This window comes from Oceaniovalibus guishaninsula JLT2003 (assembly GCF_000299575.1).
GTDB classification, from domain to species: domain Bacteria; phylum Pseudomonadota; class Alphaproteobacteria; order Rhodobacterales; family Rhodobacteraceae; genus Palleronia; species Palleronia guishaninsula.
Window position 1 is genome coordinate 79,498 of record NZ_AMGO01000036.1, and the last position, 13,725, is coordinate 93,222.

A 13,725-nucleotide genomic window follows, 5' to 3' on the forward strand; every position below is an offset into this window, starting at 1 on the left:
GGCGTCAGCAGAAAGCTCATGGATGGTCACGGTTCCGTTCAACACTCCGACCCTCATCGGGAACGAGATCGCCTATATCCGCGAGGCGATCCGCCGGGGTCAGCTTTCGGGCGATGGCCATTTCACCGCGCGGTGCCAGAAGCTGATCGAGGATCTGACCGGCGCGCGCAAGGCGCTGCTGACCCATTCGTGCACCGCCGCGCTCGAGATGGCCGCCATCCTCTGCGATCTGGGTCCGGGGGACGAGGTGGTGATGCCGTCCTTCACCTTCGTCTCGACTGCCAATGCCGTGGTGCTGCGCGGCGCCACGCCGGTCTTCGTCGATATCGACCCGGCGACCCTCAACATCGACCCCGCCCGCGTCGCCGATGCGATGACGCCGCGGACCAGGGCCGTCTTCGCTGTGCATTACGCGGGCTTTCCCGCCGATATGGACGCGCTGCGCGACGCCGCCGCGCCGCATAACGCCCTGCTGGTCGAGGATGCGGCCCAGGCGCTGGGGTCGTTCTACAAGGGCCGGCCGGCCGGATCGCTGGGCGACATGGCGGCGTTCAGCTTTCACGAAACCAAGAACATCATCAGCGGCGAGGGTGGCGCGCTGACCCTCATGCGCCCCGACCTGATCGAGCGGGCCGAGATCATCCGCGAAAAGGGCACCGACCGATCCAAATTCTTTCGCGGACAGGTGGACAAGTATTCCTGGGTCGATCTCGGCTCGTCCTTCCTGCCGGGCGAGCTGATCTCGTCCTATATGTGCGCGCAGCTCGAATCGGCGGAAGTCATCAATACCCGCCGCCGCGCCGTCTATGGGCATTACATGGACGCCTTCGCCGATCTGGCGCAGACCGGACGCATCGCGTTGCCGCGCCAGTCCAACGCGGTGACGGGCAACGGCCACATGTTCTATCTGCTGATGCGCGATCTGGCCGACCGCACCGCCTTCATCGACCATATGCGCGCGGCCGAGATCATCACCCCGTTCCATTACGTGCCCCTGCACAGCGCGCCGGCCGGGCGGCGCTTCGGGCGCACGCATGGCGGCATGGACGTGACCGACCGCATTTCCGACACGCTGGTGCGGCTGCCGGTGTTCTTCGATCTGGGCGCCGGCATCGAACGGGTGATCGACGCGGCGCAGGGCTATTTCCGGGCCAACCCGTGACAGACGCACCCCTGATCAGCGTGGTCAGCCCGGTCTATGGCTGCACCGATTGCCTCGAATCGCTGGTGGACGCCATCCGCGCCGCCTTCGATGGCACCGGCATCACATGGGAGGCCGTTCTCGTGGACGATCGCGGGCCGGACGCGCCCTGGCCGCTGATCTGCGAACTGGCCCGCCTCGACGACCGCGTGCGGGGCATCCGGCTGGCGCGCAACCACGGACAGCATCTGGCGATCTGGGCGGGGCTGGGGGCGGCGCGCGGCCAATGGGTCGCCGTCATCGACTGCGACCTTCAGGACGATCCCGCGACCATTCCCGTCCTGCTGGACCGCGCCCGTGCCGAACCCGACACGCAGGCCGTCGTCGTCGATCGCGGCACCTGGCGCGACAGCCGCTTCCGCCGCCTGGCCTCGCGCGGGTTCTATCGCCTGATCGACCTGCTGGGCGGCGTGAACCTGAACAACAATATCGGGAATTTCGGCCTTTATTCCCGCCGCATGGTCGATGTGCTGCTGCAATACCGCGAACAAGAGGTGTTCCTGCCGGTCATGGTCGCGCAGACCGGGCTGAAGCGGACGTTCCACAGCGTCGACAGGTCTGGTCGCGCGGCGGGCGAAAGTTCCTACAACCTGCTGCGGCTGCTGCGGCTCGCGGTGGCCATCGTCGTGCGGTTCTCGGACCGTCCGCTCAAGCTCAGCGTGATCGCGGGGCTGCTGTTCAGCACGTTTTCGGCGCTGATGTCGCTGGTGATCCTCGTCGCCTGGGCCATCGGGGCCTTCACCGTGCCGGGCTGGACCAGCATCGTGCTGTCGGTCTGGTTTCTCAGCGGCCTGATCCTGGCGGTGCTGGGCGTGCACGGCTTCTATCTGGGCCGCGTCTTCGCCGAGGTGCAGCGCCGCCCGCGCATCCTGGTCGATTGCGAAACCGGCGATGCCGAAGGACAGCGGCCGTGACGGGCGGGCTGGGGCGCATCGGACGATACGGGATCGTCGGCATCGGCAGCAACCTCTTTTGCTACGCCGTGTTTTTGGGCCTCATCGCGGCATCGGTCCCGGCCGTGCCCGCATCGGGCGGCGTCTATATCCTCGGCCTCACGATCAGCTATCTGCTCAACCGAAGCTGGAGCTTCCGGTCGCGCGGCAGCCATGCCAGCGACCTGCCCCGCTTCCTGCTGGCCTACGGGATCGGGCTGGTCTTCTCGCTGGTCAGCATGTGGGTGCTGATCCGCTGGATGCACCCGGCCTTCGCGCAGATCGTCACCACGCTGGCCGCCGCGCTGGTCATCTATACCAGCCTTACAATCCTGAAGTTCGGAGGATCGCCGCATCATGCCGATTGAGATGAACGCCCTCGAAACCGACCGCTTCGGCGTGCCCTGCGCGCGCATCGCCGATCCGGCCGCCCCGCTAGACGCGATCGACGCCGCCGCCCGCGCCCAGGGCGTGCGGATGCTCAGCACCCGGATCGACGTGTCGAACCTGCCGCGCGTCCACGCGCTCGAATCGGATGGATTCCGGCTGATGGATACGCTGGTCTATTACGGCCGGTCGCTGACCGACTGGACCGAACCCGCGCCGCGCCGGCCCTTCGACATCCGCCGCGCCCGCCCGCAGGACGCCGACGCGGTCGAGGCTGTCGCGCGGTCGTCCTTCAAGGGCTATTACGGCCATTACCACGCCGATCCGCGGCTGGATAACGACAAGGCCGACGCGGCCTATGTGGAATGGTCTGGCAACAGCATCCGTGCACTGACGGATCGCCTTACAGCCGCCATCGTTACGGTCGAAGATGAAATCGTCGCCTATGCCACGCTGCGTTTCAATACCGACATCCAGGCCGAGATGGTGGTCGGCGGCGTTGCCCCGCATCACCAGGGGGGTGGTTTATATGCCGCGATGGTCGCCCGCTCGTTGAGCTTCATGCGCGATGACGGAGCAACCGAGTTCATCCTCTCGACTCAGATCAACAACTATGCCGTTCAGAAGGTCTGGGCGCGGTTCGGCCTGGCGCACCGCTACAGCTATTACACGTTCCACAAATGGTTCGACTGATGCGGCCCGCCATCGGCTGGACGAATGCCGCGCTGCGCGCCGTGCTGGCGCTGGGCATCGCCGCGTTCGTCCTGTTGACGCTGATCGGTCTGACCGGCATCGTCTATGACAACCAGCATTTCGGCGACACGTCCTTCATCTTCGGCGCGGCCTGGCGGGTCTATACCGGCATGCAGCCCGGCATCGACTTCGGCCATTTCTACGGCGGCTTCACCTCGGGCGCGATTGCGCTGGCCATGCACCTGTTCGGGCCGACGATGCATGCCTGGGCGCAGGCCGCGCTGATGCTGTTCGCCGCCGCCTGGGGCATCGCCATCGCGATCTGCTGGCGCCACGTCTCGGCGACGATCTGGCTTTCCGCCGGTCTGCTGCTGGCGGCGCTGCTGTTCACGCTGCATCCTCTGGAAGTATCGCAATCCGTCACGCGGATCTGGTCGGCGCATTCGTTCCTCTACAACCGCATCGGGCTGGCGCAGGCCATCCTCTGCGCGCTGTTCGTGGCCTTCCGCTCCGAAACCCGCCGGCGCGAGGCCGCGACCGGCCTGTTGCTGGGCATCGTCTGCGTCGCGGCGGCCTATACCAAGCCCACCTTCGTCATCCTCGCCCTCGCCCTGCCGCTGGCGCTGATCGTGCAGCGCCGCTGGTCCGCGATCCTCGGCGTCGGCCTCGGCATGGTCGGCACGCTCGCCCTCTTCGACCCCGACCTGCGGCAATACCGCGCCTCGTGGAATTACGTGCAGGCCAGCGTCGGCACGCGCGAGGACAGCGAGATCGTCAGCCTGATCCGCAAGTCCGTGCAGATCCTGCTGGCGCAGCCGGTCGCCGTGACGCTGCTGGCCGCCGCGCTGATGGCCGCATGGCGGATCCTGCGCTTCGGCCCCGCGACGGTGGCCGGGCTGGCCATCGTCTTCGCGGCGGCCACCGGCATGGCGGCGACGATGGGCGGCGGCGGGTCGCTTGGACAGATGGCACTGCCCCTGATCTGCGCCGCGGCGATCTGCCTTGCGGGCATCGCCGCCGACGGCCTGTCGCTGCGGTCCTTTCCGATGGCCACGTCGCTGGTGCTGCTGGCCGCGTTCGGCGGGCCGCATCTGCTGAACCTCGCCGGCGCCACGGCCGAGGCGCGCCAGTTCCGCGATGCCCCCCTTATCGCCACCGGCCCCTATGCCGCCTATCACGTCACCACCGACAACGAAGACGCCAACAGCGCGCGCCAGTATGCGATGCTGGCCGACGGTCTGGAGGCGCTGGCGGCAATGGGTGCCGGCGCGGATACGGGCATCGTCGCCGACAACGGCGTTTCGTTCGAATTCGCCATGCTGGCCCGGCCGGTAGGCGGCTTCCCGCTCTGGCCCCGGCCGAATTCGCCGGAATTCGCCGGCGATCCAGTGCTGGACCCGGCCATCGACGTGGTCCTTCTGGCCCATGCCCCTACGGAGATTCGCGCGGTTCTGCGCGATGCCTTGCCGGGCGCGTTTGATCTCTGCCGGCGGACCGTTTATTGGAACGTCTACACCAGACGGGGTGCGCGCTGGGCGACCTGCACGGCAAGCTGACACGCCATGTCGGTTGCCGCACCTGCGGCAAATATGCCCCGTGACTTCGGGTATTGTTTGCGCTGACATGACAATGGCCGTCTAACACGGGAATTGGCAACGAACATCGTCATTCCCATCAAGCAAGAATAAGGCTAGACCTTTCCGATATTGCGGAAATCCGATCTAAACCCGAGGTTGACATATTGCCATCTGATAACACCCACGCGCGAAATATCCGCTTTGGCCGAAGGCTTCCCTGCCTTCGTTCCAAGAACCTCTGTACGGAAATACGCGCGCCGGATGAATGAGATTCCGAAAATCCTAGCCGGTTATAGAATTACCACACAAATGCCATAGGCCATCCGCACCGTGGGCCGATCGAACTCAGGTCGTTCATGTCGAACGCGGGCCGAAGGAAGCTGAACATGTCAGACACGAATGTTGCGAATGCTGCTCAGGGCAATTCCAACCCGACACTCTCGATGAATATCCACAGTCCGGTCGATTACGCGCCGGGCCAGCATTTCATCGACATGATGAAGAACATGCGCGCGTGGCAGGCGCACAAGCCCGGCGTGTGGGACGGACTGGACCAGAAAGAGTTGCAGAAGCAGGGCTATCTGGACGCCGACGGCTGGGTGAAGGAAATCCCGCCCGGCATGGAAAGCGTCGGCACCATCTTCTCGTGGCAATACATCCCCGAAGAAAACTATCGCCTGGCCGGTCGGTATGTGCTGGAATACGAAGGCGAAGGCACCATTACGATCGGCGCCACCAGCGACCGCATCAAGATCGTCTCGCGCGAACCGGGCAAGATCGTGTTCGAGGCGAATGCCACCGGCAAGATCTTCCTGCGGATCACCGAAACCGACCCCGAAAAGACCGGCGACTATATCCGTAACATGACGATGGTTCACGAAGACAAGCTCGACCTGTTCGAAGCGGGCGCCGTCTTTGATCCGGTCTATCTGGAAACGCTCAAGGATCTGCGCGAGATCCGGTTTATGGGCGTGATGGGCGCCAACAATTCGAAGGAAGAAACCTGGGACGAACGCGCCACGCCCGACGGTCCCAACATGGGCCGCATGTCGGTCGAGGATATGGTGCGGCTTGCAAACGAGGTCGGCGCCGATCCGTGGTTCACCATCCCCCACCGGGTTGACGAGACGTGGATCCGCAACTTCGCCGAATACGTCCGCGACAATCTGGATGACGGCCTGGTCGCCAAGTTCGAATATTCCAACGAGATCTGGAACTGGGGATTCTGGCAGACCCAGGAACTTCTGTGGGATGCCCGCGTGGAATGGGCGGGCTACGAAGGCCAGGGCGGCTTCTTCCCCGGCTATGTCGCCAAAAGGGCCACCGAAGTCGCCGCGCTGATAAAAGAGGTGTTCGGCGAGGAAAACGCCGACCGCGTGCATGCGGTGCTTGGAACGCAGACGGCCAATATCGGCTTCACCCAGCAGATGCTGGAATCCAAGCTGTGGAAGCAGATCGACCCCGAGGGATTCATCGATCCGGCCTCGGTCTTCGATTCCATCGGCGTGACGACCTATTTCGGAAACTCCACCGTCGGCAAGGCCGCCTATCGTGACGAGCTTCTGAAGGCGATCGCCGATCCGAACGTGGACGCTTTCCAGTATCTCGCCGACAAGCTGATGGATCCGAATTACGAAAGCTCGATCCCCTTTTATGACAAGAAACTTGCGATCCAGAAGCAGTTCGCCGACAAATACGGTCTCGACCTGGTGGCCTATGAAGGCGGTCAGCACGTCCACCACGCTTTCGGCGTCCGCGATCTGACGGCCGAGCAGAAAGTCATCCTGACCGAATTCATGGGTGAATTCATGCGCAGCCCGCAGATGGCCGACCTGTATCAGGCGTCATGGGACAGCTGGATGAAATACGGCGACGGTCCCTATATGCAATTCCTCGACATCACCATGAATTCGGTGAACGGAATGTGGGGCCTTTACGAAAGCACCACCGACCATTCGCCGCGGTCCGATCTGCTGGAAAAGCTGAACGCCGAAACCGCGGCCTGGTGGGACGAGGATGGCGGCCAGCGCTATCAGCACGGCGTCATCGAACGCGGCACCGAAGGCGACGACAGCCTGATCGGCACCGACAAGATCGACTATCTGCTGGGCGGCGGCGGCGACGATGCGTTCACCCCCGGCAAGGGCGACGACGGCATCAACGGCGGCGACGGCATCGACCGGGTGATCCTGTCCGAAGCCATCGGCCTTTATACCCTGGTGGCCGAGGGCGAGGGCTATCGTCTCACCGGGCCGGACGGCACGAAATATCTTGTCGGGATCGAGCTTTTGCAATTCGCGGGCGGCCCCGCGTTCGACATCGCCGAATTTGCCGACCGGCGCGCGGCGGCGGGCGAAGGATCGGGCGGCGACACCCAGATGCCGCCCCCGCCCGATCCGAAGCCCGAACCAAAGCCGGAACCCGAACCCGAACCCGAACCCGAACCGGGCGACGGCAATACGGGCGGCGGCAATAGCGGGGGCGACGGCGACGCGTCCGCGGGTGGCGACGACGGCGCGCCGGTCGATCCGGGCGGTCCCGATCTGGGTCTGACGTTGACGATGGGCCTCGGCGACGGCGTCGTCGCCGCCACCCCCGACACGGTCGTGCAGATTGAAGGCGCCGCGGGCAGCCAGAAGGGCGTCTTCATCATGGCGCTGCATTCGGGCGGCGGCACGGCGCGCGAGATGGGCCAGTCCCGTGGCGAATGGGCGCATTCCATCTTCGAGATGGGCGCAACGGCCGAGTTCGACGGCAGGACGGTCGAGGCATCGTATTGGAGCCTCAACGACGACGTGGCCGAGAAGGGCGGCGATCCGCTGACCGGATCGGCGCTGGACACCGCGCTCAGCTTCGGCGCCATCGTCCAGAACGTGGGCGAGATCACGGCGACCGATCGCGGCGACAGGTTCTTCGGCCGCGAGGAAGCCAGCATCGTGCACGGCCGCGCCGGCAACGACTGGCTGTTCGGCGGCGCCGGAGAGGACGCGCTGTTCGGCGATGACGGTCGCGACAGCGTCATCGGCGGGTCGGGGAACGACACGATCGATGGCGGGGCCGGCAACGACCGCCTGATCGGCCAGGCCGGCAGCGACACCTTCGTCTTCGGCAAGGGCAGCGGCCGCGACGACATCATCGACTTCGCCGCCGAAGACCGGCTCTATCTGGGCGACCTTCTGCAAGCCGGGCAAACGCTGGCCGATGTCGCGTCGGAAAAGCGCGGCGGGCTGGTGCTGTCCTTCGGAGACGAGAAGATCACGTTCAAGGATCTCGACGGCGACGATCTGGCCTGGCTGACCGAGACCGTGATCACCGACTGGGGCTGATGCCCCGGACGGGCCGGGCATGTTCGCCGGACATGCCCGGTCCGACGGGTCTGGCCCTCGGCGCGCCGCTGACCTAGACCGGGGGCAGCACGACGCGGGACGCGCCCATGACCGAACCCATCCTCGACCGCTGCGCCGAACGCGGCCTGCGCATGACGGACCAGCGGCGCACCATCGCGCTGGTGCTTCAGGACAGCCGCGACCACCCCGATGTCGAAACCGTCCATGCCCGCGCCGCCGCGCGCGATCCGCGCATTTCCATCGCCACCGTCTATCGCACCGTCAAGCTGTTCGAGGAGACGGGGATCCTCGAAAAGCACGAATTCGGCGACGGCCGCGCCCGCTATGAGGATGCGGAGCGCGACCATCACGACCACCTGATCGACATGCAGTCTGGCCACGTCATCGAATTCGTCGACCCCGAGATCGAGGCCCTTCAGGACCGCATCGCCGCCCGTCTGGGATACGAGCTGCGCGGTCATCGGCTGGAACTCTACGGTGTTCCCGCGAAGAAGCGCTAGGCGGTGGAAAACGCGCGCGGCATCCTGCTTCTGATCGCCTCGATGGCCGCTTTCGCGGTCGAGGATGCGTTCGTCAAGACCGCCTCGGCGATGCTGGGGCCGGGGCAGATCATGGCGACGCTGGGCGTGGGCGGCGCGCTGGTCTTCGCGCTGGCCTGCCGTCTGCGCGGCCGCCCCGTGCTGACGCGCGACATCCTCGATCCCGCCGTGCTGCTGCGCAACGGCGGCGAAATGGTCGGCACGCTCGGCTATATCACCGCGCTGACGCTGATCCCGTTGTCGCTGGCCACCGCCATCCTTCAGGCCGGTCCGCTGATGGTGACGGCGGGTGCGGCGCTGTTCCTGGGCGAAATCGTGGGCTGGCGGCGGTGGATGGCGGTGGTCATCGGGCTGGCGGGCGTGCTGGTCATCCTGCGCCCCGGCCTCGACGGGTTCGATCCGCTGGCGCTCTGGGCGGTGCTGGGCGTCACCGGGCTCGCCATGCGCGATCTGGCCACCCGCCGCGTGCCCCGCCGGGTGGACGCGATGCAGCTTTCGGCCTGGGCCTTCGCCGGGCTGGTTCCCGTAGGACTGGCGGTGATGGCGGTCAACGGCACGGCGTCGATGCCCGACGGCCCGGCGGTGCTGGCGCTTTTCGTGGCGCTGGTCTTCGGCTGCATCGGCTATGCGACGCTGACCGCGTCGATGCGGATGGGCGACATCGCCGTCATCATCCCGTTCCGCTACACGCGCCTGGTCTTCGCGCTGGTCATCGGCATCGCCGTCTTCGGCGAACGGCCCGACCTGCTGACGCTTCTGGGCGCGGCGATCGTCGTGCTGACGGGCCTTTACGCCTTCGTGCGCGAACGCCAGCTCTCGCGCCGCGCCGCCGCCCGCCTTTCCCCCGGCCCCGCCCCGCGCTAGAAGGCCGCGACCGCATCAGGGAGCGACAGGCATGGCCACCATCATCGACATCATCGGACGCGAAATCCTCGACAGCCGCGGCAACCCCACGGTCGAGGTGGACGTGATCCTCGAAGACGGCACGATGGGCCGCGCCGCCGTTCCCTCGGGCGCCAGCACCGGCGCGCACGAGGCCGTGGAACGCCGCGACGGCGACAAGGCGCGCTATATGGGCAAGGGCGTGCTGGACGCGGTGGCCGCCGTCAACGGCGAACTGGCCGAGGCGCTGGCAGGCTTCGACGCGACCGAACAGGAAGCCATCGACGCCACGATGATCGACCTCGACGGCACCCCCAACAAGTCGCGGCTGGGCGCCAACGCGATCCTGGGCGTCAGCCTGGCCACCGCCAAGGCCGCCGCCGATTATACCGGCCAGCCGCTTTTCCGCTATGTCGGCGGCACCGCGGCGCGCACCCTGCCCGTGCCGATGATGAACATCGTCAATGGCGGCGAACATGCCGACAATCCCATCGACATCCAGGAATTCATGATCATGCCGGTCAGTGCGCCCGACATACGCGAGGCGGTGCGCATGGGGTCCGAGATTTTCCACACCCTGAAAAAGGATCTGACGCAGGCCGGCCTGTCCACCGGGCTGGGCGACGAAGGCGGTTTCGCGCCCGACATCTCCTCGACGCGCGAGGCGCTGGATTTCGTCCTGCGGTCGATCGAGCGCGCGGGCTACACCCCTGGCGACGACGTGATGCTGGCGATGGATTGCGCCGCCACCGAGTATTACCGCGACGGCAAGTACGAGATGACGGGCGAAGGCGCTTCGCTGACGTCGCAGGAAAACGTCCGCTACCTCGAAAGTCTGGTCGCCGATTATCCGATCCTCAGCATCGAGGACGGCATGGCCGAGGACGATTGGGACGGCTGGAAGATGCTGACCGACGCGCTGGGCGACCGGGTGCAGCTTGTGGGCGACGACCTGTTCGTCACCAACCCCGCCCGTCTGGCGCAGGGGATCGAGCGCGGCTGCGCCAATTCGATGCTGGTCAAGGTCAACCAGATCGGCACGCTCAGCGAAACGTTGGCCGCCGTCGATATGGCCCATCGCGCGCGATACACCAACGTCATGTCCCACCGCTCGGGCGAGACCGAGGATGCGACCATCGCCGACCTCGCCGTCGCCACGAATTGCGGCCAGATCAAGACCGGCAGCCTTGCGCGGTCGGACCGGCTGGCGAAATACAACCAGTTGATCCGGATCGAGGAAATGCTGGGCGAAACCGCCCGCTATGCCGGGCGCGCGATCCTGCGCGGCTGATGCTGGGCGACGGCCTGCATGACGTGCCGCCGGGCAAGCTGGCGGCCGTCGTCACCCATCTGCGCCGCGACGCGCCCCCCGATGCGCCGCCGCCCCCGCCGCCCGAGGGGCTGTCGCTGGCCCGGGCGCACCGCCTGCCCCTTGCCGATTACCGCGCCGTCTTCCGCACGGTCGGGCGCGACTGGCTCTGGACGTCGCGGCTGGCGATGGACGACGCGACGCTGGCCGCCATCGTCCACGACCCGCGCGTCGCCGTGCATCCCGTCCTGCACGAAACCCGCCCTGTCGGCCTGGTGGAGCTGGATTTTCGCCGGCCCGGCACCTGCGAGCTTGCCTTTCTCGGCCTCGTCCCGTCGCAAACCGGGCGCGGCGCCGGCCGCTGGCTGATGGCCGAGGCGCTGCACCGCGCCTTCGCCAGCGCGCCCGAACTGACGGTCCATACCTGCACCCTCGACAGCCCCGCCGCGTTGCCCTTCTACATCCGCGCGGGCTTCCGCCCCGTCCGCCGCGCCGTCGAAATCTTCGACGATCCCCGCGCCGCCGGCCTCCTCGACCGCCAGGCCGCGCCGCAGATCCCGCTGCTCTAGTTGCGAGAAAGTCGCATTCGCAACAGGGACCGCCCCTTGCAGAATCCTCTGCGTTTGCGCTGACATGCCCGCCCCGCGTAATCCAGTCTGGACAGGGAGAAGAACCATGAAAAACAAGACCGCAACATTCGTTCTGCTGGCCGCGGCCGCCCTCGCGCTTGCCGGCTGCAACACCGCTGTCGGCGTCGCCAAGGATACCTGGGGCGGCACCAAGTTCGTCGGCAACCAGATCATGGGCGACGATTCTTGACAGGGCACCTTCCGGCATGAAACCGCTTTCCGCCACGGCGGCGCTGTTCGTTATCGGCATCGGCCTTGCCTTGCCGGGCTGCGCCGTCGTCCGCGTTCCGGTCAAGGTCGCCGGCACGGTGGTCGGCGGCACCATCCTGGCTGTCACACGCGGCCCGGCCCGGCCGGCCGACCTGAACGGAAGGCCGCGCGGCGGCTGACGCCCCGGCTGGACGCCACGTCACCCCCTCGCTACGCTTCGCGGCATCAGACCGCAGGGGGGTTCACCATGAAACGATCTTTCGCAGCCGTGACCGGCGCCGCATTGGCGCTGGTCCCCATCGCCGCCACCGCGCAAGAGGCGGCGATCTACAGCGGCATGGACCGCATCCATCCCGCCTGGGCCGAAAACGGCATGGTCGTCGCGCAGGAGGAGGTCGCCGCCGAAGTCGGGCGCGACATCCTTCAGGCCGGCGGCAACGCCTTCGATGCGGGCGTCGCCGTGGCCTTTGCGCTGGCCGTGACCCTGCCGCGCGCCGGCAACCTGGGCGGCGGCGGCTTCATGATGGTCCACGACGCCGAAACGGGCGAAACGAAGGCCATCGACTACCGCGAAATGGCCCCGATGAGCGCGGACCGCGACATGTTCCTCGACGAGGCGGGTGAGGCCGACAGCGAAAAGTCGCGCTATACCGGCCTCGCCACCGGCGTTCCGGGCACGGTCGCGGGGATGCAGATGGTGCTCGACCAATACGGCACGATGACCATGGCCGAAGTGCTGCAACCCGCCATCGCCCTGGCGCGCGACGGCATCACCGTCACCGCCGACCTGGCCGACAGCCTGATGGCGCTCGAGGACCGGCTGAAGAAATGGCCCGCCTCGGCCGCGATCTTCTATAAGGAAGACGGATCGTTCTATCAGCCCGGCGATACGCTGGTGCAATCCGATCTGGCCGACACGCTGCAACGCATTGCCGATCAGGGGCCGGACGGGTTCTATACCGGCGAAACCGCGCAGGCCATCGTGGATGCGGTGCAGGCCGCGGACGGGCGCATCACCATGGACGACATGGCCGGGTATCGGGCGATCAGCCGCGATCCGGTCAGCGGCACCTATCGCGGTTACGACATCGTCTCGATGCCGCCGCCGTCCTCGGGCGGGATCCACATCATCCAGATCCTCAACACGCTTGAAGAATACCCCATCGGCTATCTGGGCCACAATTCGGCCGAGACGATTCACCTGATGGCCGAGGCGATGAAGCGCGCCTATGCAGACCGTTCCGAATATCTGGGCGATCCCGACTTCGTGGACGTGCCGCAGGCCGAACTTACCTCCAAGGACTATGCCGCCGACATCCGCAAGGGCATCTCGACCGGACGCGCCACGCCGTCCGAACAGATCAAGCCGGGCGATCTTGCCCCCTACGAAAGCGACCAGACCACGCACTATTCGATCGTGGATAGGGACGGCAACGCGGTCGCCAACACCTATACGATCAACTTCTCCTACGGGTCGGGGATGGTCGCGGACGGCACCGGCGTCCTGATGAACAACGAGATGGACGATTTCGCCGCCAAGCCGGGCGTGATGAACGCCTATGGCCTGATCGGCGGCGACGCCAACGCCGTCGAGCCGGGCAAGCGCCCCCTCTCGTCGATGAGCCCCACCATCGTGATGAAGGACGGCGAGGTTTACATGGTCACCGGCAGCCCCGGCGGCAGCCGCATCATCACCACGGTGCTGCAACTGATCTTGAACGTCATCGACCACGACATGAACGTGGCCGAGGCGACGGTCGCCCCCCGCATCCATCACCAGTGGCTGCCCGAGGTTCTGCGGATTGAGGAGGGCCTCAGCCCCGACACCATCGCCATCCTGGAATCCAAGGGCCATGTGGTCGAGGTGATGGAAACCATGGGGTCGGCCCAGTCCATCGTGGTCGAGGACGAAAGCGGCCTGCGTCTGGGCGGCGCCGATACGCGGCAGACCAGCTCGGCCGCGCGCGGCTACTGACCCGCCGCGGCGCCCCGCCACCCATCGGCGGCGGGGCGTGTCGC

At 66.4% G+C, this 13,725-nt stretch carries 13 protein-coding genes; all 13 read left to right on the forward strand.

Features of this window, described 5'->3' with window-relative positions:
• Nucleotides 1-22 precede the first annotated feature (22 nt).
• The 13 genes from rffA to ggt all read left to right on the forward strand — a co-directional run bounded on the left by rffA (nucleotide 23) and on the right by ggt (nucleotide 13,681).
• Nucleotides 23-1,162, forward strand: a complete 1,140-nt coding sequence (rffA, locus tag OCGS_RS08495; protein WP_007426829.1) for a dTDP-4-amino-4,6-dideoxygalactose transaminase — start codon at nucleotides 23-25, stop codon at nucleotides 1,160-1,162.
• A complete protein-coding gene (locus tag OCGS_RS08500; protein WP_052026158.1) occupies nucleotides 1,159-2,115 on the forward strand; it encodes a glycosyltransferase family 2 protein in 957 nt (318 codons plus the stop codon). The genes rffA and OCGS_RS08500 overlap by 4 nt, the downstream gene beginning before the upstream one ends.
• Nucleotides 2,112-2,501 carry a GtrA family protein gene (locus OCGS_RS15220; protein WP_007426831.1) on the forward strand — a complete coding sequence of 130 codons (390 nt, stop codon included), beginning with the start codon at nucleotides 2,112-2,114 and terminating at the stop codon, nucleotides 2,499-2,501. Before OCGS_RS08500 ends, OCGS_RS15220 begins: the two co-directional genes overlap by 4 nt.
• Nucleotides 2,491-3,213, forward strand: coding sequence for a GNAT family N-acetyltransferase (locus OCGS_RS08510; protein WP_007426832.1), 723 nt, complete (start codon nucleotides 2,491-2,493; stop codon nucleotides 3,211-3,213). The genes OCGS_RS15220 and OCGS_RS08510 overlap by 11 nt, the downstream gene beginning before the upstream one ends.
• Nucleotides 3,213-4,769 (forward strand): hypothetical protein, encoded by a 1,557-nt coding sequence (locus OCGS_RS08515; RefSeq protein WP_007426833.1) that lies wholly within the window; start codon nucleotides 3,213-3,215, stop codon nucleotides 4,767-4,769. Before OCGS_RS08510 ends, OCGS_RS08515 begins: the two co-directional genes overlap by 1 nt.
• A gap of 407 nt (nucleotides 4,770-5,176) precedes the next feature.
• Nucleotides 5,177-8,116 carry a calcium-binding protein gene (locus tag OCGS_RS08520; RefSeq protein WP_156801015.1) on the forward strand — a complete coding sequence of 980 codons (2,940 nt, stop codon included), beginning with the start codon at nucleotides 5,177-5,179 and terminating at the stop codon, nucleotides 8,114-8,116.
• Nucleotides 8,117-8,223: 107 nt separating this feature from the next.
• A complete protein-coding gene (locus OCGS_RS08525; RefSeq protein WP_007426835.1) occupies nucleotides 8,224-8,637 on the forward strand; it encodes a Fur family transcriptional regulator in 414 nt (137 codons plus the stop codon).
• 3 nt (nucleotides 8,638-8,640) lie between these two features.
• Nucleotides 8,641-9,540 carry a DMT family transporter gene (locus OCGS_RS08530; RefSeq protein WP_007426836.1) on the forward strand — a complete coding sequence of 300 codons (900 nt, stop codon included), beginning with the start codon at nucleotides 8,641-8,643 and terminating at the stop codon, nucleotides 9,538-9,540.
• 31 nt (nucleotides 9,541-9,571) lie between these two features.
• Nucleotides 9,572-10,849: a phosphopyruvate hydratase gene (gene eno, locus OCGS_RS08535; RefSeq protein WP_007426837.1), complete on the forward strand. Its 1,278-nt coding sequence runs from the start codon at nucleotides 9,572-9,574 to the stop codon at nucleotides 10,847-10,849.
• A complete protein-coding gene (locus tag OCGS_RS08540) occupies nucleotides 10,849-11,436 on the forward strand; it encodes a GNAT family N-acetyltransferase (protein ID WP_007426838.1) in 588 nt (195 codons plus the stop codon). Before eno ends, OCGS_RS08540 begins: the two co-directional genes overlap by 1 nt.
• 106 nt (nucleotides 11,437-11,542) lie before the next feature.
• Nucleotides 11,543-11,686, forward strand: a complete 144-nt coding sequence (locus OCGS_RS15085) for a hypothetical protein (RefSeq protein ID WP_007426839.1) — start codon at nucleotides 11,543-11,545, stop codon at nucleotides 11,684-11,686.
• 16 nt (nucleotides 11,687-11,702) lie between these two features.
• On the forward strand, nucleotides 11,703-11,885 hold the full coding sequence (locus OCGS_RS08545) for a hypothetical protein (RefSeq protein ID WP_007426840.1): 183 nt from the start codon (nucleotides 11,703-11,705) through the stop codon (nucleotides 11,883-11,885).
• Nucleotides 11,886-11,953: 68 nt separating this feature from the next.
• Nucleotides 11,954-13,681, forward strand: coding sequence for a gamma-glutamyltransferase (gene ggt / locus OCGS_RS08550; protein WP_007426841.1), 1,728 nt, complete (start codon nucleotides 11,954-11,956; stop codon nucleotides 13,679-13,681).
• The last annotated feature ends 44 nt before the right edge of the window (nucleotides 13,682-13,725 follow it).